This is a genomic window from Nostoc punctiforme PCC 73102, from assembly GCF_000020025.1.
Classification (GTDB): Bacteria; Cyanobacteriota; Cyanobacteriia; order Cyanobacteriales; family Nostocaceae; genus Nostoc; species Nostoc punctiforme.
The window spans coordinates 2,326,496-2,349,777 of the sequence record NC_010628.1; the positions used below are offsets into that span (position 1 = coordinate 2,326,496).

The window sequence follows — 23,282 nt, forward strand, 5'->3', positions numbered from 1 at the left end:
CCAGAAGAAAATTTGTATGATAGGTGCATTTGCTACAGGTAAAACTAGTTTAGTAGCAATGTTTGTCCACAGCATTTTTTCTGAGAAATATCATACTACTGTGGGTGTAAAAATTGATAAAAAAGCTATAGAGATTCAAGATAAAAAAATAAACCTTATCCTTTGGGATATCTATGGAGAAGATGAGTTTCAAGAATTACAAATGTCTTATTTACGAGGTTCTGCTGGTTATTTATTAGTTGTAGATGGTACCAGACATAATACTTTACAAAAAGCTTTTGACTTACAAATAAAAATAGAAGATGCTATTGGTCAAGTTCCCTTTATTTTAGTCATAAATAAATTGGATATAACGGATGAATGGGAAATTGAATCTGCTGAGATAGATGATGTTACACAAAATGGTTGGACTGTGATTAAAACAAGTGCCAAACATAGTATTGGTGTAGAAGAAGCTTTTCAAACTCTCGCTAAAAAAATATTGGATTGCTAAATGTTGGATGTCCCTGTTTTTGTAATTGCCTATATTCTAAATTTGTTAACAGCAGAGTCTTCTCTTGGCTATCTGTTGGTTAATAAAGATGGTAGCCTCTTGACTTGGGGTGGGAAATTGGCAGCTTATGGAATTACAAACCTCCGTAAAGGCAAAAATGCAAAAGAGCAAGTTGTCTTTCTAGAAGGGTTACTACCATTAGATGATACTTCCATATTTTTACCATTCATCCAAACAGAGTGTGGCAGTTGTGTAGATGTTCATATATTACCGACGAAAGAAGCAGATTGGGTATTGCTGTTAGATAGTAGCTGTGATAGAGATTACCTCTTTCCTATTCAGCAAAAAGCAAATGATTTCAGATTATTATACGAAAAATTAAATAGAAAGTTAAATTACTAACCTAAAGTCAAAATTAATTGATTGTATCAGGTTTAACTCATGAATACATCGATCGCGAATGATATGCTCACGGCTTTGAACATTCTGGTGTTAGAAAAAATTGATGCAGGTTTATTTAAAATTATTGGTAATATACCTGATTGGTTAAATCAATTTTCTTGTAAAAATTTAGCATCAGGAATGAATATATCAATACCACATGAAGAGTTTTCTTTTTTAAATAATTTTTTAGTTGATGCCGAAAAATTTTGGACTAACAATAATACTAAAAAACTCAGTTCAGGTTTATGGACTGAAATAGATGCAACTGGACAAGAATATCAATTTAAAGCTTATGCCATTTGTGTAGATAATAGGAAATTTTTATTGATTGAGGCGTTGGAAGATTCTTATCAAGAACAGCAGTATATTCTCCAAAAAGCTAGAGAATATAAATTGATTTATCAGCAATTACTTAAGGATAATCAAAAAAAAGATGTTCTAGTTCATTGTCTTATCCATGATATAGCAGTGGAATTGAGTGCTATTAACTGCTGTTTTGCACTACTAGAATTTGAAAACTTAACGCCTAAAGGAAAAGAATATTTAGAAACTGGTATAAAGCAATGTCTAAAACAAGAGATGCTGATTAAAGATATTTTAGACGCTTTTTCTACTGAAGCGATGTTAACAGAAAATTCTCATATCGATATTGAAAAAGCACCTAATATCTTAAGTTCTATACAAGAGGTAATTGAGTTTTCAAAACTGAACTTTGCCCTTAATAATATCCAATTACAGCTTGCTAGCAATATTGATATGACAACAGACTGGAAAGTTATGGGAGAGAAATCTCGTTTAGATAGAGTGATTTCTAATTTAGTAGAAAATGCTTATAGATATAGTAACCCAGATTCTATTGTGACTATTGGTCTACAGTTGGATGGGCAATATGTTTTAGTTACTATAGATGATTGTGGTTTGGGTGTACCGCCAGAAATGGAAAAGAATTTATTTCAAAAGTTTTCTCAAGGCAAAGGTAAATCAGGGAGAGTTGGTTTAGGTCTTTATTTTTGTAGAATCACACTTGAACGCTGGGGAGGTATGATTGGTTATTTGCCTCGTATTGAAGGTGGTTCTAGATTTTGGTTCCGCTTGCCAAGACTACCATCAGTGATGAGTTAAGAAGTGTCCCGCTTAATAAATTCATTACCGCTAATTGCGTGGCAAGCTACTTCAGATAAATTAGCAAATTTAATCCCGGAATTGTGCGAGAAAGAGTCCACAAAACAAGAGTAATGTAAATTACACCTAAACTCCATTCATACCAAGCAAGTGCAGAGATGATGCCTGGTAAGTGTTCGTCTCGCAGGCGAATGTCGTTAAATCCTAATTTCACTAAGTTGTTGAGACTAAAATCATAGTAGTTGAGCCAGTTCCAACGGCGATCGCTCAGTAGAGGCATATATCGTTCACGAAATGTCTGATTCCTTGGTATCACTGGTAAACGCCCAATCAACAATCGTAACTGGCGAAATGTGCCATCTTCGGTGAAGTAAGAAACGTTCATTAAATCGTGATAACGACCTTGTTGGTAAAGTCGGATCAATAATGCCAGTGGTACGGGGACAAGAATTATGAAAAGACACCCCAATGTCAGCCAAGGTTGTTGAGCATTGCGAAAGATGGCTAGTAAGCTCAAGAATTCTAAAACGCTAAAACTGACTAATATCGCAATGGTTTCGTAGGATGTGGGAATAATTGGTACAGGATGCAGGCGGCGATAGCGATCCACTAGCCAAAATAGTAAGCCAAAATAGGCGATCGCAACTCCTCCCACGCCAAACACTAACCAAAAATTCGTCCCATAGCCACTCAACAACAGCAGTACACTCAATCCCAACCAACTCCAAGCTTGCAGTAACCAGCCACTAATAGAAAGGGATTCGCCAACAATTAAGCGATCGCTCAGTTGTGTGTATTTTTCTAAATCGATGTCTGCTAAGGTCAATAACTCACTACTGTTGCGGAAGGATTTTATCAGACGACGCTGGGCGATCGCTGCGGCTTGAGTTGCGGAAAAACCCAGTTAATCAAACTTGCAACACTTGCACTATTAATATTTGTAGCTGTCAAATGGCGGCTCATTTCTACTAATCGCAGCTGTTGTTTTGTGTATTCCAGTTCATTAGCATCAGCAACTTGTTGTTGCTGACGGAAATTTTGCCCCAAATTTCGCAAAATATTTTGATTACCTTGCAATGTAGGAATGCAGAACATTTTACCAATCTGACCGGGATTACCTAAAATTTTTGCTTGGTTAGAGTTAAAAGTTAAACCAGGTACGCTTAGACAAGCTTCTGGAGAAAACCTGGCATCGCTAAAATCTGCTTGATTGAGAATGCTTGCACCTTGTAAATTAACTGATTGATTAAACTCCACTTCTCGAAATATGAGAGCTTGCTCAAAAGTCGCATCTGTTAAAAAGAGAAACTGATTAAAATTTGCTTTAGTAAACTGGGCTTGATTGGCAAAGCGGACATCAGAAAAATCAGCATTTTCTTGCCATTTCACACTACTGAATTTAGCCAATTGCTTAAAAGTTGCTTGGTTGAAGTTAGCAATCTTTTCAAAGATACTCCCGTGAAAATCAGCGAATTCCTGAAATTGGGTTTGTTTAAAATTAGCTTTTTCAAAAAAAATACTGCCCTGAAAATTGCTTGGTTGCTTAAATTTAGTACCACTAAAGCTGACGGGACGACCAAATCGGGTTTCAGCCCAATTCGTGGATTGCAGAAAAGTTGCACCTTGGGCATCCACAGACTGAAGAAAGAATGTATTAGAGAACTTCATTTCGCCATTGAAGCGAGTTTGCACGAGTTTCAAGACACCACGAAAGACGGCAATTTCACTGGATGAGGTTGGCTCTCTTCCCAAAAGCGATCGACAATCTTTGGAGTTGGCTAGTGATTCTAGACAAATAAAGCGCAAACGCTCTAGTTCTTCTTTTTCAGTAGCTGTGAAAATCGGAGCAATAGCTTGGGCGTATAAGGAGGTTCTTAAACCCAAATCGCTGCCCACAAAATCCCCTAAAATCAGGGCATAGCTGAGGTCTAAACCCAGAGGTTTTGTACCTAGCTCTTTTCGCAGTAGTTGGTAAAAAGCATCACGAAAGCTAGCGTTTTCGAGGCGCAAATCAATCACCATCTTCTGCAAATCTACCGTAAAATTTCCTTCGCGGAGTGTTGGTGTGCGTAGACGTTCTTGTAATAATTCCAGAGTTAGGGGTGTACGTTCTGGTTGCGTCTGTGCTGCTGAAGTAGGTAGGGGGAGGAGGAGAAGTAAAACGCAAAGGAACGCAAAGGGAAGCGCAGAGGTACGCAGAGAAAGCTTTCTGGGTATCTTTGCGTTTAACCTCTGGGTGCATCTATGTTTAAAAAATAAATTATGCAAATTGTTCGATCATTTGTCGCTAATGAGTAGAACAATTTTACCCGTCACAGAACCGCTTTCAATTAGTTGGTGCGCCTTAGCCGCTTCTTTTAAAGGAAACTCGTGACTAACATGAATTTTTAACTTTCCTTCATCGATCCAGGTGGCACATTGTTCGAGAATTTCTGCATGATGCTGGAGGATGTCTTCCAATCCTAGCAACGCTGGTGTCAGCATTAATTCTAAACCAATGCGTAAATTGCGTAGTCTAGCAGTTTTCCAAACAGTATTGGCATCTGGTTCGAGAATCGTCACAATATCACCATATACTCGCACTGCGGGGAAAGTTTTGTGAAAGGTTTCGCCGCCTACGGTATCAAAAGCCAAGTCTACGCCTTCGCCGCCAGTCCAATCTAATACCGCTTGCACAAAGTCGGTTTGTTTGTAAAAAATTACATGGTCTGCACCAAGTTCTTTGACGAAATTAGCCTTTTCCTCAGAACTGACTGTGGTCGCAACAGTAGCACCTTTGAGTTTCGCCAATTGAATTGCTACATGACCGACACCACCAGCACCAGCATGAATGAAAACCCGTTCCCCAGGTAACAATCGTCCCCGTTCGTATAAAGCTTCCCAGGCGGTGATTAATACTAAAGGTGCTGCGGCTGCTTCTGTAAAGGAGATAGAGGCAGGTTTACGTGCCACAAAGCGCTCATCCACAACGCTATATTCAGCATAATTGCCTTGGTGTGCGCCCAACCCGCCGTAGCAAAAGTATACTTCGTCGCCTGGGCGAAAACGCTGAACACCAGCCCCCGCAGCCTCAACTACACCAGCACCATCACATCCTAAGATTGTCGGCGTGCGATCGGGGTAGAAAGTGCCTCGGCTACGAAGTTTAGTGTCAATGGGGTTAATGCCAGCCGCCACCAAACGCACTAAAAGTTCAGTATTCCCTACGGGAACCGCAGGGTTTGGCACTTCCTGTACTTGCAGAACTTCAGGACTGCCAGCTGCTGTCATCAAGACTGCTTTCACTATTCTTTCCTCCTGGCTTTAGATGCACGTTCTTATGCAACTTTAGCGCAAGGGGTAGACACAAAATTCTGTCTGAAGAAAAACTGCTGTATAGCCCAGGTTCAGTTAAGCAAATTTATCTGTTAAGGCAGGCAGGGGAGACAGGGGGAGCAGGGGAAGAATCCGTAACTCCTAACTCAGCACGGGCTAAACGCCCCGCTACCGCTAACGAAACTGTATTGCTGTATAGCCAGCAATTAAATGACATCGAGACAAATTCATGTCATCAACCAAGCTTGTCTACTGCACACTTATAAACCTTGGTGTTAATTCCACCTGTAAGTATAAGAGTGTGGACTCTAGGGTAGAGGACGTAAATTCACACGAATAAATCTTAATACTCAGGTGAAAGATAGAATGGTAGGTTTTTTACAGTTTATCTATCGATAGGTACTGGATAAAAATTTCCAAGTAGTCTTACTTCCTCCTTCCAAAGATGAGGAAGAGTTTCCCGTCGCAATACTTCTTACGCTAGAAAGCTTTCTATTCTTTTTCCTCTCATTCTTTCCTCATTTCTCCTCTCCCTTGCGTCCATCGCTTTTCACTCCTTTGAGTAATGATAAAGACTCTACGCTCCCTTCTTTCCTACGCAGCTTTAACTACTATTGCTTTGGTAGCTGTAGTCACAACCCAGTTAGGTACTATGCAGAAAACTCCTGCGATCGCTAACATTACACCTACCGTTATTCATTCGTTTAATAGCAGTAATAAGTCCGATGGTTCGACTTCAGAGGCAGAATCTGTACAAAACAGCGATGGTAAGCTTTACGGTACGAGGTACGGGGGAGGCGCAAATGATAAAGACCTGATTTTTAGGGTTCCTCCTAATGATAGTAATTTCAACCTTTTCTATTTGTTTAGGGAGAAGTATGGTCAAAGGACTAATCCTAAAATTGCGGCTACCCAATCTACCACGAGCTTGTACGTCTACGTATCTCCCACAGGAAGCGACACCGGAGGCGATGGGTCGCTAGGCAAGCCGTTGAGGACGTTGGCCTATGCAGCAAAACGAGTTCAACCGAATCAAAACTACACGATTTACCTGAACGCAGGTGTCTATAGGGAAACGGAAGCGACGGTACTTCCGCCAGGTGTGAATATCGAGGGAGCAGGTGAATCAAGCGTGACTATCACTAGCAACAGTGCAATTCCTGCTCCAGGAATAAACACAGGTAGTACCGACTGGAGTCTTTTGCATTATGGAAGCATTATTCAGCTTGTCTCGCCTAGCTACTCCGGCTCAAGCCCTAGGTACGGGGCTCCTTCTGAAATGGTTGAGGCGACAGACGGCAATCAGACCTTAAGCGGCTTCACCATAGACGGGAACGGCAAGACCATCAAAGCCGGTGTCTGGGTAGAAAATCGTAATAACGTGACTATGCATAATGTCACGTTCAAAGATTTCCAGCACAGTGGTGCAGTTTTTACCCGTGGCAATATGTGGTGGTTCGTCCCGCTTCCAGAGGGAAAGTGGATGAAGAACACAACGATATATGATTGCACGTTTATCAACTCCGCAGCGGATGGAGTATCGGGAGGATCTACCGGGAACCTGAGACTTGGAGGGTTGGATGGCGCTGCCATCTACAACATTACTATCCGAGAAAATAAAGGATACGGCATCAAGTTCATGCATGTAGGTCATCTGCGTAACGTGAAGATTCACGATTGCGACATCCAGGTTCCGGAAGTCGATTCACAGTGGAGCGAGGATGCTTCCATTGAACTTTGGAATTTGAGTTATGGAAACGAAATCTACAACGTTACCTCTAATACGTGGTTATCGATGGTTAATCATGCAGTAATGAATGATTACCAGCCGACAGCTACACACCCAAGCAATCTCAAGATGCGAAACGTAAGAATAAAAGATATTGACGGACAGAGTGTTAAGGAGTCAATCGAGGTTGCCTTGAGTGGAGTTGAGATATCCAACTCCTACTTTCAGGATAAGGGCTTCGGTATTGCGATCTGGGGAGGGAAAGCATGGGGCGGAAGTATAGAAAATCACAACATCAACATCCACAATAATATTTTCGCAAATGTTGCTCGTAAAGTTCAATTTGGTTTCGGGAACAGTGCTGCCGTCTTCATTCCCGATTCAGCTTCCAACATCAAGATTCACAACAATGTGTTCGATACCTTAGGGAATAGTCTACAGCTCGACTCCGCAGACAAGATATCGATCAAAAATAATGTGTTCTTGAACTCTCAAGGAGACGATGTGCAAGGAGGTAACAACATTGCTTTCACTAATAATCTCCGCAGGAATACGAACCCAGCAAAACCAACTTGGCAGATCCGATTCGCGGCTAATGCGACAAACATCCAGGGCGATCCAAGATTTACAGGTACAGGCGACCGTTGGAACACTTACTACAAGGCGGCTTCGTCACGCAGTCTTGTGGTGGATAGAGGAACTAATGTAGGACTTCCTTACTCCGGTTCGGCACCTGACATCGGTCGATGGGAGTGGTAACAATACTTGTCGGGTTTTGGGGGAAAGGGAAAAGGTTAAAAGGGAAAAAACCGCGAAACATTGTGTTTCACGGTTTTCAGTGTGGTGTAAGGAGCTTAACTAAATCTCATCATAAAGTAACAGCCCAACAACAACGCACTGGTAACAATTTTGGTAACAGACTTTTTTAGAGGCCTTAGAGCAAAGCACCACCACAACTAGAACCACACCCAGCAGTACAACCATAGCAATAAGCAGCAGTTTGGATCTCACTAATCAGGTCTAGACTGCCAGCTTCTAGCAATTTGCTAACTGTTAAGGTTGCAGAATTGTCAGTTTTTGCAGGCAAATTCATCATCTGGTTAAAGTCACAATCATATACATTTCCTAGATAATCAATTGAAAGTTGATCGAGGCACATCAAATGTTCAACTGTGCCAGGATTAAAATTTGACTCTAAAAACTGCAAATAGCTACTGTACAGTTTTCTCCGTTCTAAATGTATTTTAGTTCTACCAACTGGTAGGTTAGTAATGGTGAAGAGGTTATTAAATAGAATATTAAAATGTTCTTGTAAGAACATTTTATAATCTTGTTCTAGGTTAGTCTGTTCGGGAGCTAAGGAAAATTTTTCAGTAATGGGTAACTGAGGATTAAATACCAAGTCCAAAATTAAATTTTCCTCTTTACCATAGCCGAGCTGGTTAAGCCATTGCAAAGCTTTGACTGAACTATCAAAAACGCCAAAACCACGCATTTTTTCAACATTATCTGCTAAATAGCATGGTAAGGAAGCTACAACTCTTATTTGGTGTCGAGCAAAATATTCTGGTAAATCAGCAAATCCCTCTTCAAAATAAATAGTCAAATTAGACCGGACAATCACCTGCTTACCGGTTGCTCTTGCTGCTTCTACTAATGGCTTAAATCCATAATTCATTTCTGGTGCGCCACCAGTCAAATCCACAATTTGAATTTCGGGAAATTTATGGATTAGCGAAATCAATTGTTCGCAAACTTCAGGAGAAAGTTCTTCTGTACGTTTTGGACCAGCTTCGACATGACAGTGTGTACAGGCAAGGTTACAACGCTTACCTAGATTAATTTGTAAAACAGAGATCCCCTTTTTTGCCAAAGGGGAATTTAGTTTATTTTTAAATAGTGTAATTTTTGATTGAGTTTGCATTAGCTACTATTCCTTAAATATGACAAAAAATTATTCAATTTCTCTAACCTTGTAATAATCGGTAAATTATTCCACTAATAATTGCAGCAGTGGGTAAAGTTAAAATCCACGATAATAGTATCTGATAAAACACACCCATATTGGCTTTTTTGCCAGTCAAACCGACTCCAAAAATAGAACCAACTGAAACATGAGTGGTGGAAACAGGAAGTCCAAACAGACTAGCTGCAATCACTAGAATTCCAGTTACTATATTTGCTGATAAGCCTTGAGGAGGATTCAATGAGGTAATCTTTTCACTCATGGTGACAGCAACTTTTTGGGAGTTGAGTAAACCGCCAAGTGCCATTGCGATCGCAATTGTGATCATTCCCCCCTGAACCGAAAAATACTCAATAACTAGAATAAGTGAGGAAATTTTGGGAGTATCATTTAATCCTCTAGCAAAACTCACAACTCCGGCGCTGAGAAAATGGCAAGTATCAATCATTTTTTGATTGACTGGTAGGTGCCATTTGGAATTGATATAGCCAGATAAGCTGTAAATTGCTGCTCCGAAGGGAATAGCCACGATCGGACTGAGAAATAAAGGCAAAACAAAGGAAGTTCCCAAAACGGCAAAATTAACTTTGAGTCCGATCGCAACTAATCCAGCGCCAACCAGCGCACCTATTAAACTGTGAGTTGTGGAAATGGGAAACCCCATAAGGGTGGCTATCAGTACAGTTAGACCAGTTGCGATCGCAACTGCGAGATGAAACTCTGGTAAATTAGCGATCGCATCAGGCACTAATCCTTTACCAGAGAAGTTTTTAATTAGTGTACTTGCCAAAAAAGTTGCAGTTGCTGCACCACCTAAAGTTGTGAAAGTTGCCCACAAAATTGCTGTTTGATAGCTACTAGTTCGGCTACCAAACAACGTTGCTACCCCTTTAAAGTTGTCATTGGCACCATTAGAATATGCTAAAAAAAGCGTAGCGATAAATAAACTAATTAACAACATTTTGGAGTTTATAAATAAGAAGTCAGAATCCAGAATTAAGAATGCAATTTGTAAAATATTTCAATTATACATTCATACCCCAGCGATGCACTGAGCTTGTCGTACCCCTCCGGGGAAGCAAGCTACGCGGAGCGTCTCGTAGAGAAGTGTCGTACAGAATAATTCTGTTAGCGGTAGCGGGGCGTTTAGCCCATTCTGACTCCTGACACCTGAATTCCTTTTTCCAAAATTAACAGCAACCACCACCGATATAGTGCCAGGTCGAGTTAGTAACAATTATTTCTGCTGGCTTGATAGCCGCAAGTTTAGCAGCAGTTTTATCACATACTGCTGCGGGAATACCTCGCTGGAGTAAATGTCCGGCTGAGTCATCGAAGAAGGGTTCCGAGCCAGCATAAATTGCTGTTTTTCCCGTGAAAATGCAAGCACCATCTTCTGGAATATCAACTTTAAAGGAGACAGAATCCAGGCTTTCTAAAAGTAGGTGTTCGTCTAAATTATAAGTCTGGGAATCTAGTAGACGATAAGGACGACGGGCGCGAATTTCAACTTGACCAAAGCCAGCATTTGTAATCCGTTCAGTATACTCTTGATATGTGAGTGCGCCTGATAAACACATGGCTCTGAGTCGTTCATCTTGTTGAAGATGTGCTGGAATTTGGCTAGTGGCAATTGGATCGCTCATCTGCAAACGTCCGCCTGGTTTTAATACCCGATAGGCTTCTTTTAAAGCACGGTTTAAATCTTCTGGCTCAAAGATGTTGAAAAGACAATTCTGCGCCACGATATCGACGCTAGCATCAGCAACAGGTAAGTTAAAAGCATCACCTTCGCGGATTTCTACAAAACTCGTGTCAAACCACGGGTCTTCTTGAGCAGCAATTTCCAGATTGCGTGCGGCTGCTTCCCGCATGGCCCCAACCGGTTCAACGGCAATTACAGCACCTGCATAGCGGGAAAAATAAGCGAATTGCAACGCTTCTAAGCCGCCACCAACGCCGACATAAAGCACAGTAGGCTGATTTCCTAGTTCGGTGGAGTGAACGGTAGTGCCACAACCATAGTTCATTTCCTGCATAGCCAAAGGAATTTTCAACCCTGGTAGTTGCAGGGGTGTACTTTGCACACAACAAAGTCCAACTTGTGGGGTTTCGGCAACTTCGCGGTAGAATTGCGCTGCTGTTTCTAGATAAGTCATGCAGTTTTAGATTTTTATGATGATGACAGCTTTGTGCATCCTAATATAATTAACCCTGAGTTGGATGAGTTATTGCTCAGATTGCCAAAAACCCCAAATCTTCCTAGAACAGAAAACTTTGAGGTTTTATCGTTATTTCACACTGGATAGGGGATAAGGGAGATGAGGGACAAGAATTAATAACCAATGCCCAATTCCCCATTCCCCATTCCCCATCTCAAATTCAATCATGCAATGTGTAGCCGACACCACTCACAGTTTGAATGAGACACTTTTCGTTATTGGCTTCAAGTTTCAGACGCAGGTAGCGTATATGAAGTTCGATGATGTTGGCATCGCTTATGAAGTCGTAAGCCCAAACTTCTTGTAAAATGCGATCGCAGGTAATTAGCTGTCGTGGATGGGCCAGTAAATATTCGAGTAAATCAAATTCCTTAGCAGTTAACTCAATTAACCTTTGATCTCGGTACACTTGGCGCGTGCGACGATTTAAACTCAGGTCTTCAAATTCTAAAACATCTGCGCTGTCTACTTGCCAACTTCTTCGCAGGTGAGCGCCAACTCTGGTTAATAATTCATCAACACTGAAGGGCTTAACGAGGTAATCATCAGCACCAGCGTCTAAGCCTACAATGCGATCGCTTACTTCATCTTTGACGGTTAATAATATTATCGGCAATTTATCACTAATATTTCGCAGGTGGCGGCAAATTTCTGACCCCGATAAGCCAGGCAACACCCAGTCTAAAATTACTAAATCTAGATGTAACTCACGCGCTGCGGTGAGTGCAGTTAATCCATCGTAGGCAATACTGACTTGATAGCCTTCATAATTTAATTCTAATTCGACAAATCGCGCCAGTTTGACTTCATCTTCAACCAGTAAGATGTGCGTCATGATGATATTAATGATTTCAGCAGGGTACGGTAAGCAACAATACGGTCTGGAAACACTTTAGCGAGGTGCCAGCTACTTACATAGCCAAACATCTAAATTAGGTGTACGTTAGCTTAGTATAAACCTGAGTAAGTAACAACAGTATATTTGCAAATACCAATGGCTGCTTAATCAAAGAACATCAAACTGACTATTAGCAATAGCTTGTGACATCTTCACCACATTTATCGGCAAGATAACAGAGCGCTTTAAAACGCAAACCAACCACTTCCTCATATAGGGGATTTAATTTACACATCGGGGGAATATGAAATAGCTTCCGACCAAACAGTATGATATCTTGCTCAAAGGGACACTGAGCAGGAATAGCTTTGCATAAGAAATGAGCCAATTTAGAGTTATGAATTTCTATCTTTTCCAACCACTCGCGCACTGGGTGTAGTAAATCATTGTGTGACCGTACTTGAATAAAGCTTGTCATAATTTTTCACCTTAATAATTTCAAACTAGATTGAGTTTGTTCTATTTGAACCTCTATAAATACATACACTTAGGTTCTATAGTTTTATGCACTGATTCCTAGTTCGTTCGTTCTCTACAAAGATAGAATGAATCTCTAGGTACACTGTAAACTACACATTCAAGGATCAAAATTCCTGATGATTTATCCCATTTCCAAAAACTTTTGCAAGAAATAAATCGGCTAAAGCTGTAACTCACTGGGTCGAGAACCGTTATATTGTGCCAAACGCTAGGCTAGATATTGCCGGACTGCAAAACTATAACCAAATTCTGGGAGGCGCAGCTAAACTTAGCCTAAAAAAGCATCAAGCTTTAAGAAAGCTGCGAAAACTTATGACTGATAACTTGTTCACTAACAAAAAGTTACTTTTTGACCGATGGGCACCAAGTTATGACTGGCTCTTTCCTTCAGTGTTTTATCGAGCCATTCACAAACGCTTGCTGGAGTACGTCGATTTACCAAAGCCAGCAAATGTACTTGATATCGGTTGTGGTACTGGCCGCTTACTTGAGCGCCTTGCTACTCAGTTTCCCGACCTGCGGGGTACTGGATTGGATTTCTCTGCTAATATGTTGCGGTTAGCAAGACAGAGCAACCACCACCGTCCACGTTTAATTTATATTGAGGGCAAAGCTGAGTCTCTTCCCTTTGCTGATGGTCAATTTGATGCTGTTTTCAGCACTATCAGCTTCTTGCACTATTTGGAACCGAAACAGGTGCTTAGTGAAATAGCACGGGTACTTTCTCCCGGTGGACGCTTCTACTTAGTTGACATTAACATTACTTCTAAAAAAGAGGCAGAACCTCAATTATTGCCACTCACTCCCCGTGGAATTAGACTCTACAGTCCTAATCAACGTCAACTTCTTGGCTCTTCTGCTGGGCTATTGTGTTTGAATCACCACTATTTATTAGGGCCAGTCTTACTAACAATTTTTGCTAAACCTCCGATTTGAAAATAGGAAATGGGAGGGAGTAAAAGATTGGAAACAGCTTGTATCAGTCATTCTTCTCTAAGTAAGTTGGCACAATAAAATCAAAATATGTAAAGAAAAATAAACTAGTCTAAAACCCTTATACCTATTGTCTATTGCCTTATCCCAACGACAATTATTTACGCTCACTTACTTGTATCTTAATTACGAATTACGAATTAGTATGACCTCGATATTCCATAAATACCACAGGAACTTTGAGCAGCTTTTTAGCTAATTGCGACAATCTAAATTTATCGTTGAGCGTAGACAAGCCTGTTGTTCTGGGAAATTGTGGCAAGTCTTCAAAAGATATTGGTACAAAATTAAACCGACTGTAAAACTGTGCCAATCGTTCACCTAAACATTCAAGATAAAGTGGTTGCGTTGCTGTATTAATCAAATGCTGCGTTAGCAAAGTACCCAAACCGCGACCTCTCCAAGCTGATGCAACGACCAAACTACCAAGTTCTTGTGCCCCTGAAAAATTACGTAACTGTCCGCAAGCTACGAGATTATCACCGCATTCAATTACCCAAAATTGCTGCCAGTTTAATTGGGTTGGGTCGAGTTTCGCTGAGAATACCAGCAATCGAATTGACCACTTATCCCCAGAGGTTGCCTTGCGAAGCATACACCCAGATGGTAACGATAGATTACTCTGGTTCATTAATTACACTTTGATAGTTTGGATCGTAATCATCACATCATATTATTCACCTAGCCAGGCTCAGATGCAAAAGCATCTTAGACATAAAACCGATTCCAAGTTCTCCCTTAACCATAGGAAGCGTTGTAAGGTTAAAGAACTCTACATTTCTGGATTTTTTCAGTATACATGAGTAGTACTAAACAATACTTCCGATAGAGGTAGAAATCAGCCATAACTATATCTGGATAGATGCACTCACACCCCTAACCTTTTTAGGATAATACCAACAATAAGATTATTAGGAATGTAATAATGACTGAACCACAAAAAGCTGGTAGCCAAGAAAATACACCCAGTTCTGGTAATTACGAAACCACTCTTGACGAAAGTAAGCGCAAAACTGGCGATGATGAAAAGAGCGATGCTAAACCCACTGCTACACCAGAAGCACCAGAAAATGATTCTGTAGCAGGTAGCCCCAATCAGGGAACTGAGTCACGTTAATTGGTTTGAAGTTTGCCAAGTTTCAATAATCTACTTGGGTTTTTCTAGTAAACCCAATTTACTAAACTTTGAGTGGATGGTTGTGGTTTATATCACGATTATTCACTCATTTTTGTTGTGTGAGAACGTGGTGCGGTAAGTTCGTAGGCGCAGCCCAATCTAGGCATAGCTTTTGTATTCTGGCATTGTTATGTATTTTATTTTACTTCGTACTAAAAAAATGATTTTCCTTGCGCTTAGTTAGGGCTTACACAAAACTATACGCGCTCAGGGGCAATAATTCCGTTGGAGAACTTGTAGAGTAAGCGCTTCGTGCCTACAGAAATTGCCCCTACGGTAAATCAAGGCTTTCGCTGCTGTTTTGCGTAAGTCCTAATTAATATTTTTGAATATGATGTCTGAAGTTTGTCAGCACAGTGCTAAGGGAAAATCACCTATCCCTGAAAATCTGCTCAACTTCATGATTCTTAATCATGCCAGCTTCTTCTAGTGGCTGACAGAAGTCCCACAATCCAATAGGCTGATCTTAAAGTGGTGATTTTTCACTGAGTCGTTAAGAACTACCTATACAGAAAATGTCTCTTAAAATAGTCCAGAACTTTGATGGCAGCTTCACTCTTGAAGCACAAGCCCAAGAAACTTTGTTCAACTTATTGACAAGCGATGCTTTCTTAAATCAAATTCGTCAACAATTGCAGTGTGAACAAATTAAATTTACAGAATTAATTTTCCAACCAGTTCCTTATAGCTTAACTACAACTAAAGGAATGCCAGCAGAGTTTGAGAAGTATCATGAATCTGATGAATATGCCATTATCAATGTACCACCAAATTTCATGTTTAGTGCTAAGATTTTTAAACCCAGTCGCCTTTGTGCAATTTACCAAAAATTTGGTAATGGGTAATTTTAAAGATAGTTTTTCCCTAATTAGCAATTTTCCATTCTGAAGGCAAATAGTAAATTTAATATTTGATGTATGGCTCTTGAAACAAATCTTTCTTCTTTGGCAGCCCTGGAATACATTCCTTACATTGATTATAGCGGTCAATTACCTGAACAATTTCAAGGTAAAATCGGGGTATATGCTATTTTTGACCAAGAAAAAGTGCTGCAATTTGTAGGATACTCTCGTGATGTTTATCTCAGCCTCAAGCAGCATTTAGTCCGTCAGCCACAGCAATGCTATTGGGTCAAAATTCAAACTATTGAACGCCCTAGTCGCACAATTTTAGAAAATACTGAAAATGCTTGGATTGCTGAAAATGGCAGTGTCCCTTGGGGAAATGGGGATAACAAGGAAAAATGGACTCATCCCATTGATGTCAAATTAATAATGACACCTGAAGAACAGGCAAAATATCAAAATCCAGCTAATGATGAATTAGCACAAATGAAAATTATTAAAAATGTGGCGCGGAGAGTAGAAGCAGAAATTTCAACGCAATTATTAGAAGTGCGTGGTTTACAAATGCAAATTCGCTTCAATCCTAAATTGAAAGAAGAAGGTTTACTAGATTTGAAATGAATGTTGTTTTGGGAAAACTATCTTATGAATATCGCTTATAATCTCCCATGACAATACAGCTGCTGAACGATCGCTATCAAGTTATCCGCACACTGGGTGCTGGTGGGTTTGGTGAAACCTATCTAGCAGAAGATACCTATATGCCCTCAAAGCGCCTTTGTGTGGTTAAACAGCTAAGACCAATTCACAATAATCCCCAAATTTACCAGTTAGTGCAAGAGAGGTTTCAACGGGAAGCAGCTATTCTCGAAGAACTCGGTGGCGCAAATGACCAAATTCCAGCATTGTATGCCTATTTCTCCTCTGGTGGGCAATTTTACTTAGTCCAGGAGTGGGTTGAAGGCGATACCCTAACTGGAAAAGTTCAAAAGCAGGGGCTATTTAGTGAAGGCGCTGTCCAGGAATTATTCATAAATTTATTACCCGTCCTGGATTATGTTCACTCTAAGCACATCGTTCACCGCGATATTAAACCGGATAACATCATTGTGCGTCATCGTGATGGTAAACCAGTGCTGATTGATTTTGGCGCTATCCGGGAGTCAATGGGAACCGTAGTAAATTCTCAAGGCAATCCTACCAGTTCGATTGTGATTGGTACACCTGGCTATATGCCGAGCGAACAAGCCGCAGGTAGGCCAGTTTATTCGAGTGATTTATACAGTTTAGGAATGACGATAATTTATTTACTTACTGGTAAACAGGCGCAACAACTAGAGACGGATTCCCAGACGGGTGAAATCGTGTGGCGACAGTATGCGAGTCATGTTAGTCCAATCATAGCAGGAGCGATTGATAAAGCGATCGCATATCATCCGCGCGATCGCTACCCCACAGCTAGAGCAATGCTGGATACTTTGCAGAACATCGCAAATCCAATTCCACCAACGCAACCCATCTTGACTCAACCAACTATAGTTTCTGCACCACCACCTCAGACAGTGGCTGTCAAACCACAGCCAAATCCTCAAGGTAATAGTCAAAATAATATCCTTCTGGGCAGTTTGATTGCAGGTGGGCTAATCGGTGCATCTGTGATTATTAGCCAGGTATTAACAAAACCTACTCAATCTACAGCAGACAAAACGGTATTACCTTCAGAAACTCCGTCAAATGTCACCAGCCCAGTGAGAGAAACTCCTAAATTTATACCAACTACCTCATCTGTTCCTACTCAAACCCCATCTGCTCCTACTCAAACCCCATCTGTTACTACTCAAATTACACCCGCCCCAACGACATCAATACCGCCAGTAGGTACCACGACTGCCAACACTTATTTATGGCTTTCCCAAAGACTTGTAAATGATGCAGATTTGGATGGTAAAGACGGTTTTGAACTAGATATTATGCGAAATTCGATTTTTGCTAGTCACGGCCGCCGTTTTGATACTCCTGGATTACAAGATTATTTTGACAACCTACCTTGGTATAAACCTATATATTCACCAAAAGCGTTTCCATCTAAATTACTGTCAAAATTAGAGCAACAAAATATCGAGTATATCAACAAATATCAAGAACGTTACGGCTTGAGATATTTTAAGAAATAAGTTTAGGCAAGAGGCAACTGGAAAGAAGGCTTTTTGAATTTTACTGAGTTTTTTCAAAAATCAATCAAATATGAGCCTTATATGTTGGTAGGGGCGTACTAGTGTAAGCGGTTACACTCGATACATTTATTGCAAATGTTCTTGTAAATGCTATAACTTCTAAGTATATTAGTTTGAACTTATCAAAGGATTTATTGCTACTTATTAGATAATATCTAGGTTGTCTAGTGTAATATACCAGACAAATCGCTAGATATTTAATAACCTAAAATCGCTAGATATTAGAGACTAGTCCTACCGAAGCCTATATAGAGTGAGAGCTAAACTGTTTTTTTCTACGCCAAATTCCATCTCTAGATACTAGGCCGTTTCAGAACCAGGCATTTATATTTAATATATAAAATTGCTATCTCGAACATTAGCAATCCATAAGTTAAAGAAATGCCATTTTTATAATTTCTTTGTTATTTTGTATTTAACGGGACAGTTCTTCCCGATTTGGTGGGCTTAAATAACAATTAGTTAGACAATTTCCCTCCAAAGATCCATGTAAATTCTTTGCATTGTGCTTATTTTTCTGCATAATTTCCAAGCATAATGCAAATTGGCTCGACAGATTAGATGGTAATATTCCATTCGGCAAATAGTTCATCTACACAAGGAAAACCTTGCCTACTACTATGCTTAAAATCAAGAATCAGCGTATTTTTTTGCCTGCGTTTATTCAACCTTTAGGACAAAATAATCTAGCAGATAGCAAAAAGGAATTAGCTAAACCTAAATTAGATTTATTGCAACCATTACGTCAATGGCTGGATGAAATTGAGATTCAGAATCAGAAATTAGCGAAATTTATTGCTAAACTGATTCCTGCTCAGTGTCCATTCGAGCGTGATATCAAGCTTTTTGGTCGCAAAATAGGACACATTCCGCCAATGTGCAAACTCAATCCACTTTATAACGAACTTGTCTATTTGCGTTTTCGCGCTTTGTGTTATTTAGTAGATCAGTGTGGAGAGGATATTCAATCCTACTGCTGAACATAACTAGAAAAACGCAACATGGAAATTCAAATTGAGCATCAGCCCAGACAAGAACGCCTCAATGAATTGGGTGTCTATAAATGGGATATTTGGAGAAAGGAAGTCTCAAAATTCCCTTGGACTTATGATTCTCAAGAAACTTGCTACTTTTTGGAAGGCGATGTGGTTGTTACTCCTGATGGTAGACAACCAGTGCAAATGGGTAAAGGCGATTTGGTGATTTTTCCGGCTGGAATGTCCTGCATCTGGGAAATTACAAGCGACGTGAAAAAACATTATTACTTTGATTAGTTAAGAGTTAAGATTGATCCCCGTTCTTTTCTTGATGATCTACAAAATCAAAACCTCACAACATCTCATAAATTTAGATTTTTATTATAGGTGGGGTTCGCAACGAGTATCGCAGGATAAAGTAACATATTTGGTAAATTGCTTATATCCATATCTGTCAAAACTCGTTGCGACTCCATTCCCTAAACAATCTTCATAAAAATAGATAGCCTCATTTTCTGCATATTTGGCAGAAAGTTGATGGCAGATATCTGAAAATATGAAATTCATTGATCCCCGACAATTTTAGCGAAGTCGGGGATCTTGTTATTGAAATTTATCATAGCGATCGCCACTACTGGGAATCTTAGGAGTTCATAATCAAGTTAGTGGGAGTTTAGTTACAGAAGATGCTGTTCAGCAGAGAAATATTTCGTTTTACCGCAATTTTATTGAGGAAAATCATTAAAAATGTTACTGCATTTGAGTACTTGGCAAGAAGTCGAAGCTTATTTACAGCAGTCGAAGGGGATTATTTTCCCTATTGGTTCCACAGAACAACATGGCCCAACGGGGTTAATTGGTACTGATGCCATTTGTGCAGAAGCGATCGCAGCTGGTGTGGGTGATGCAACTGGCGCGATCGTTGGCCCTACAATCAATGTGGGCATGGCACTGCATCATACTGCTTTTCCTGGCACAATCAGTCTGCGTCCTAGCACTTTAATTCAAGTAGTTCGAGATTATGTAACTTGTTTAGCCAAAGCTGGTTTTAGCAAGTTCTACTTTATCAACGGACACGGTGGTAATATTGCCACCCTCAAAGCGGCGTTTTCCGAAACTTATGCCCATTTAGAAGATTTGCAGATTGCCAATGCTCAACAAGTGCAGTGTCAAGTGGCAAACTGGTTTATGTGCGGTTCTGTATATAAGCTAGCTAAAGAGTTATATGGGGATCAAGAAGGTTCTCATGCAACACCAAGTGAAGTAGCCCTCACCCAATACGTTTATCCAGAGGCAATTAAGCAAGCACCCCTTTCACCAGAAGTTGCAAGCGGACACAGGATTTATAGCGCAGCTGACTTTCGAGTGCGTTATCCAGATGGACGTATGGGATCAAATCCTGGTTTAGCAACACCAGAACACGGAAAGCAATTTTATGATTTAGCGGTGAAAGAACTCAGCAATGGATATTTGGAATTTGTGAACGCAGATTGAAGGGGACAGGGGACAGGGGCAGGAGGTAGAAACTCTATTTAATGTGTGAGTCCTGCTGCATTTGTACCCTTTCCCTTTCCCCCTTAACCGAAAAGTATTGGGGCTACGCCTACGCACCAATTCCTACAAGCTCAACATTTATTTTTTAATTGCCGCAATTGCCACATCTTCCAGAAATAGCTAGAAATCCAATTGGTAATCATGTGAGCGACAATCGGCACTAATAGGTTGCCCGTAAGCAAGGCACTATATGCCAATATCATTCCAACAATTGTTGCCCAAATCACATAAGGCCATTGTTGAGAACCACTAAAATGCAAGATGCCAAAGCAAAAACTAGATACAATGACAGCCGCATGATCTAAGCCTAAAGCTGAAAGCATTACACCCCGAAATAACAATTCTTCACTCAACCCTGGTAGTAAACCGAGCCAAATTAAGTCTGGTAACGCTAAGGGCTTCAGTACTACTTCTAGATAATAATCTGCACTTTTTCGATAGGGAGTCCAAACGCGATAAGCTATGCCACTTAAGGCTGTAATGACAAACCCCAATCCCACACCCAACAGCAAATCTTTCTCGTCCCACTTCCAGGAAAATAGGGAAAAGTTACCAAAGTGCAACGACAGTTTGGCGACTATCAACAAAATGATTGCAGTCGCTCCCATCGCGCCAAGTACTTGGATGCGTGTCAGATATGGAATTTCTGGCTCTTGTTTTTGTTGTTCAACCACGGGTTTTTAGGGGAAGGGGCAGGGGGAAGGGAGCAGGGAGCAGGGAGCAGGGGACAGGGGGAAGATAGAACTCCTTCTGTACAGACGCGATTAATCGCGTCTCTCCTAACTCCTAACTTTTAATTACTGGCTGCAAAGGTGATAGTTTGGGACGGAGAGCGGAGGGGTTGATGCCTGCTTTGTGTGCTACTAATACGCCTACTGCTTCTAAATACGAGTTTACCTGTATAACTTTGATCCCCAACGGTTGGGGAGGAACTTTGATTAGAGTTTTATTTTCTTCTACTGTAATTATTTGGCATCGTCTTTGGCTTAAACTCAGTAAAGCACTGCTACCACAAGCATTTGCAGGTGCGATCGCAGCATCCACTTCATCTGCCCAAATATCTCCTTTTTCTGATGCAATCGCTCCTTTATCTATTATAAATTGTGGGGCACGACTTAATCCGACAAGGACGCACGGCAAAAAGGTATAGCCCAATTCTTCGGCGGCGGAACGGGGTGATAAATCAGGTTGTGGAGGTTCGCTCAAAAGGGCGGGAGAATGGGCGCAAGGAATTTGAAAGGTTCGCACTAGCAAATGACTAATTACGGCTTCTGCACCCGCTAGGGGATCAACGCCTTCACCGTGGCGGTATTTTTGTACTGCTTCTGAGTCCATATCATCGGGGAAACGGGCAACAACTGCGATCGCTTCTGCCCCCGCTTTTTTTATTAATATCTCAGCTGCTCGTAATAAGCTATCTGGGTTGCCAATTGTTCCCCAACTCGCTCCCGATGCTGTAGTCCGTAATTCTACATTTAATGGTGCATCTGTAATTACATAATCTGTTAAGGCCAATCCCAGAGTTGCTCTGACTGCATCGGCTGCTTGTATATGCCGTAGCCGCAACTCTGGCTCAATAGCTTGGTCTAAAAGCAAACCTACTTTGTTGTTGCGGACTGGACGCAATCCCCAGCATCCAGAGGCGAATTTGTCAAGCCCGTAACCTTCAACATAGAAAGCATTAGGGAGATTCCAATACAAACTTGCGCCATTCAGGACATTGGGGTGAGTAATTAGGCGATCGCAAACCTGTGCTATAACTTTGGCAACAGGTAAAGCATCTCCTGCATAACCCCCAATGGCAGCCCCAACGCCAGTTGGTACAATTAAAATAGCAGTGTATGGACGCATATTGAGTGCTGAGTTATGAGTGATGAGTTTATGAATCAAAAGCCATCAAATACTAACTCTTGTATAGACGCGATTAATCGCGTCTCTCTTAATCGCGTCTCTTTTCCTAACTCTTAACTGTAGTCACCACAGCTTCAACTGTAGCTTTTTGTTCGTCAGTATCCACAGAAGTAACTGCCCAACGCAGAGGTTCGCCTTGTTTCTTTAACTCTGTTTCAATTACTTCTAGTAACTCTGCGGGAGTTTCTTGTAAATCAATTTCTGCGGTAATAAAATGAGTCGTCATTTTGGTAAATCCTGTTGATTTGTAGTTACTAGAATAGCTGATATTAGTTGCGATGAAATACTTATGTCAACTCTCAAATTTGGTAATGTTAGCGAACAGTTATTCAGTTATGAATAATCAGCCGATATACTGAATAACTGTTCACTGATTATTTGTCTTTGCCAAATTGTAACTGATAAACTATGTCTTCCTTTTCTGTTTCAAGTTTCAAATCAGAAAGGGGTTTCGCAACACAAAGCAATACGTAACCTTGCTTTTGTAAATCTGGACTAACGCCCATGCCATCAGTTTGATCCACAGTTCCCTGGCTTATTTGACCGGCGCAAGTTGTGCAAACACCTGCATTACAAGAACTCGGCAGTTCCAAACCAGCAGCATCGGCAACTGATAAGATCGTTTCATTTTCAGGAACTTGCAAGGTATGAATTTTGCCTTGATGATCGATTTCTACGGTGTAAGTTTTGGGCATATACAAAAGAAGCGTGATGCAACGGACAAATGTATTAGTTTATCTGAATTAGTTAAAAATATCCAGATGTTACTATAAAAATTTAGGTTAAAGATTGATAATTATAGCAACTAATTCTGAATAAGTTATAGATTAGTAACATTATTTACTATACAATACACAAATAAATTAGTTAAATTTGCTTACTATAAATGTGCGCGTAGGCGTAGCCCGCCGTAGGCATCGCG

Annotated in this window: 23 protein-coding genes and 1 pseudogene; 12 read left to right on the forward strand and 12 right to left on the reverse strand. The window is 40.6% G+C overall.

What is annotated here, in order from left to right; translation table 11 throughout:
* Nucleotides 1-16 precede the first annotated feature (16 nt).
* Genes NPUN_RS09585 through NPUN_RS09595 form a run of 3 tightly spaced genes read left to right on the forward strand, consistent with a single transcriptional unit; the run spans nucleotide 17 to nucleotide 2,059 of the window.
* On the forward strand, nucleotides 17-493 hold the full coding sequence (locus tag NPUN_RS09585; RefSeq protein WP_193372259.1) for a Rab family GTPase: 477 nt from the start codon (nucleotides 17-19) through the stop codon (nucleotides 491-493).
* Nucleotides 494-895, forward strand: coding sequence for a hypothetical protein (locus tag NPUN_RS09590; protein WP_012408564.1), 402 nt, complete (start codon nucleotides 494-496; stop codon nucleotides 893-895). It abuts the gene before it with no gap.
* Between the two features lie 39 nt (nucleotides 896-934).
* Nucleotides 935-2,059 (forward strand): sensor histidine kinase, encoded by a 1,125-nt coding sequence (locus tag NPUN_RS09595; protein ID WP_012408565.1) that lies wholly within the window; start codon nucleotides 935-937, stop codon nucleotides 2,057-2,059.
* Nucleotides 2,060-2,105: 46 nt separating this feature from the next.
* Here the strand turns inward: NPUN_RS09595 and NPUN_RS09600 are convergent.
* Nucleotides 2,106-4,327, reverse strand: a pseudogene (locus tag NPUN_RS09600) (pentapeptide repeat-containing protein).
* 9 nt (nucleotides 4,328-4,336) lie between these two features.
* Nucleotides 4,337-5,344, reverse strand: coding sequence for a zinc-dependent alcohol dehydrogenase family protein (locus NPUN_RS09605; RefSeq protein ID WP_012408566.1), 1,008 nt, complete (start codon nucleotides 5,342-5,344; stop codon nucleotides 4,337-4,339).
* 682 nt (nucleotides 5,345-6,026) lie between these two features.
* Between NPUN_RS09605 and NPUN_RS09610 the strand changes: the two genes are divergently transcribed.
* Entirely contained in the window at nucleotides 6,027-7,862 is a 1,836-nt protein-coding gene (locus NPUN_RS09610; protein ID WP_041565298.1) for a right-handed parallel beta-helix repeat-containing protein, read from the forward strand.
* A gap of 175 nt (nucleotides 7,863-8,037) precedes the next feature.
* Here the strand turns inward: NPUN_RS09610 and arsS are convergent, their stop codons facing one another.
* The 5 genes from arsS to NPUN_RS09640 all read right to left on the reverse strand — a co-directional run bounded on the left by arsS (nucleotide 8,038) and on the right by NPUN_RS09640 (nucleotide 12,607).
* Nucleotides 8,038-9,027: an arsenosugar biosynthesis radical SAM (seleno)protein ArsS gene (gene arsS / locus NPUN_RS09620; protein WP_012408568.1), complete on the reverse strand. Its 990-nt coding sequence runs from the start codon at nucleotides 9,025-9,027 to the stop codon at nucleotides 8,038-8,040.
* Nucleotides 9,028-9,070: 43 nt separating this feature from the next.
* Nucleotides 9,071-10,030: an inorganic phosphate transporter gene (locus tag NPUN_RS09625; protein ID WP_012408569.1), complete on the reverse strand. Its 960-nt coding sequence runs from the start codon at nucleotides 10,028-10,030 to the stop codon at nucleotides 9,071-9,073.
* Between the two features lie 229 nt (nucleotides 10,031-10,259).
* A complete protein-coding gene (arsM, locus tag NPUN_RS09630) occupies nucleotides 10,260-11,228 on the reverse strand; it encodes an arsenosugar biosynthesis arsenite methyltransferase ArsM (RefSeq protein ID WP_012408570.1) in 969 nt (322 codons plus the stop codon).
* 223 nt (nucleotides 11,229-11,451) lie between these two features.
* Nucleotides 11,452-12,126 carry a response regulator transcription factor gene (locus NPUN_RS09635; protein WP_012408571.1) on the reverse strand — a complete coding sequence of 225 codons (675 nt, stop codon included), beginning with the start codon at nucleotides 12,124-12,126 and terminating at the stop codon, nucleotides 11,452-11,454.
* Between the two features lie 193 nt (nucleotides 12,127-12,319).
* On the reverse strand, nucleotides 12,320-12,607 hold the full coding sequence (locus tag NPUN_RS09640; protein ID WP_012408572.1) for a Mo-dependent nitrogenase C-terminal domain-containing protein: 288 nt from the start codon (nucleotides 12,605-12,607) through the stop codon (nucleotides 12,320-12,322).
* 374 nt (nucleotides 12,608-12,981) lie between these two features.
* Between NPUN_RS09640 and NPUN_RS09645 the strand changes: the two genes are divergently transcribed.
* A complete protein-coding gene (locus tag NPUN_RS09645; protein ID WP_041566030.1) occupies nucleotides 12,982-13,605 on the forward strand; it encodes a class I SAM-dependent methyltransferase in 624 nt (207 codons plus the stop codon).
* A 190-nt stretch (nucleotides 13,606-13,795) separates the two neighbouring features.
* Here the strand turns inward: NPUN_RS09645 and NPUN_RS09650 are convergent, their stop codons facing one another.
* Nucleotides 13,796-14,293, reverse strand: coding sequence for a GNAT family N-acetyltransferase (locus tag NPUN_RS09650; protein WP_012408574.1), 498 nt, complete (start codon nucleotides 14,291-14,293; stop codon nucleotides 13,796-13,798).
* A gap of 294 nt (nucleotides 14,294-14,587) precedes the next feature.
* On the opposite strand from NPUN_RS09650, the gene NPUN_RS09655 reads away from it, so the two are divergent.
* From NPUN_RS09655 to NPUN_RS09685, 7 genes are all read left to right on the forward strand, one after another.
* A complete protein-coding gene (locus NPUN_RS09655) occupies nucleotides 14,588-14,779 on the forward strand; it encodes a hypothetical protein (protein ID WP_012408575.1) in 192 nt (63 codons plus the stop codon).
* A gap of 575 nt (nucleotides 14,780-15,354) precedes the next feature.
* Nucleotides 15,355-15,684, forward strand: coding sequence for a hypothetical protein (locus NPUN_RS09660; RefSeq protein WP_012408576.1), 330 nt, complete (start codon nucleotides 15,355-15,357; stop codon nucleotides 15,682-15,684).
* A 72-nt stretch (nucleotides 15,685-15,756) separates the two neighbouring features.
* Entirely contained in the window at nucleotides 15,757-16,305 is a 549-nt protein-coding gene (locus NPUN_RS09665; protein ID WP_012408577.1) for a GIY-YIG nuclease family protein, read from the forward strand.
* Between the two features lie 47 nt (nucleotides 16,306-16,352).
* Complete coding sequence (locus NPUN_RS09670; RefSeq protein ID WP_012408578.1) at nucleotides 16,353-17,858, forward strand: protein kinase domain-containing protein; 1,506 nt, start codon at nucleotides 16,353-16,355, stop codon at nucleotides 17,856-17,858.
* Nucleotides 17,859-18,538: 680 nt separating this feature from the next.
* Nucleotides 18,539-18,898 carry a Mo-dependent nitrogenase C-terminal domain-containing protein gene (locus NPUN_RS09675; protein ID WP_012408579.1) on the forward strand — a complete coding sequence of 120 codons (360 nt, stop codon included), beginning with the start codon at nucleotides 18,539-18,541 and terminating at the stop codon, nucleotides 18,896-18,898.
* A gap of 21 nt (nucleotides 18,899-18,919) precedes the next feature.
* Nucleotides 18,920-19,192 carry a cupin domain-containing protein gene (locus NPUN_RS09680; RefSeq protein ID WP_012408580.1) on the forward strand — a complete coding sequence of 91 codons (273 nt, stop codon included), beginning with the start codon at nucleotides 18,920-18,922 and terminating at the stop codon, nucleotides 19,190-19,192.
* Between the two features lie 450 nt (nucleotides 19,193-19,642).
* Nucleotides 19,643-20,389 carry a creatininase family protein gene (locus NPUN_RS09685; protein ID WP_012408581.1) on the forward strand — a complete coding sequence of 249 codons (747 nt, stop codon included), beginning with the start codon at nucleotides 19,643-19,645 and terminating at the stop codon, nucleotides 20,387-20,389.
* Nucleotides 20,390-20,520: 131 nt separating this feature from the next.
* Here the strand turns inward: NPUN_RS09685 and NPUN_RS09690 are convergent, their stop codons facing one another.
* The 4 genes from NPUN_RS09690 to NPUN_RS09705 all read right to left on the reverse strand — a co-directional run bounded on the left by NPUN_RS09690 (nucleotide 20,521) and on the right by NPUN_RS09705 (nucleotide 23,055).
* Nucleotides 20,521-21,123: a CPBP family intramembrane glutamic endopeptidase gene (locus NPUN_RS09690; protein ID WP_012408582.1), complete on the reverse strand. Its 603-nt coding sequence runs from the start codon at nucleotides 21,121-21,123 to the stop codon at nucleotides 20,521-20,523.
* Nucleotides 21,124-21,235: 112 nt separating this feature from the next.
* The gene (locus NPUN_RS09695; RefSeq protein ID WP_012408583.1) at nucleotides 21,236-22,300 is read right to left on the reverse strand and encodes a DUF3326 domain-containing protein; all 1,065 of its coding nucleotides are present in this window, start codon (nucleotides 22,298-22,300) and stop codon (nucleotides 21,236-21,238) included.
* A 106-nt stretch (nucleotides 22,301-22,406) separates the two neighbouring features.
* A complete protein-coding gene (locus NPUN_RS09700) occupies nucleotides 22,407-22,586 on the reverse strand; it encodes a hypothetical protein (protein ID WP_012408584.1) in 180 nt (59 codons plus the stop codon).
* Nucleotides 22,587-22,734: 148 nt separating this feature from the next.
* The gene (locus NPUN_RS09705; protein WP_012408585.1) at nucleotides 22,735-23,055 is read right to left on the reverse strand and encodes a 2Fe-2S iron-sulfur cluster-binding protein; all 321 of its coding nucleotides are present in this window, start codon (nucleotides 23,053-23,055) and stop codon (nucleotides 22,735-22,737) included.
* Nucleotides 23,056-23,282: the final 227 nt, after the last annotated feature.